The organism is Xenorhabdus griffiniae (assembly GCF_001028135.1).
GTDB classification, from domain to species: Bacteria; Pseudomonadota; Gammaproteobacteria; order Enterobacterales; family Enterobacteriaceae; genus Xenorhabdus; species Xenorhabdus bakwenae.
In genome coordinates, this window is record NZ_LDNM01000191.1 from 1 (window position 1) to 430 (window position 430).

Consider the following 430-nt stretch of genomic DNA (forward strand, 5'->3'; position numbering starts at 1 on the left):
CATCCATGCGTTGCAACGGCAGAAGCAGACGCTGGCAGGCTTGCTGGCTGAGAACGAGCGCGAGTACCTGACTCAGCTTCACCAGAACGCCCAGCGGCTGCTGAAACCCTTGAATGTGGTCAATCCGTATGCGTCGCAACTGACCTTTATGTCAGACAAAACCCGCACCCGCCGTGACCATATGAAATACCTGACGCTCATTCAGAGCATCGCCCTGCTGCACCAGTATCAGCGGGACATCAAAACGGCAGAACATCGCGGGAAGCGGCTTGAATATATCGAAGTGACCAAAGACGATATCAAACTGGCGAATCAGCTTGCCCACGAAATCTTAGGCCGGACATTGGACGAGATGCCGCCGCAGACGCGCAAGCTGTTATTACTGATCCAGCAGATGGCGCACGGGATGGCATCGGACAGGCAGCAAACG

At 55.3% G+C, this 430-nt stretch carries 1 pseudogene; it reads left to right on the top strand.

Annotated features, from left to right (window positions below):
* A pseudogene (locus AAY47_RS19610) lies at nt 1-430 on the top strand (DNA primase); the annotation flags it as partial.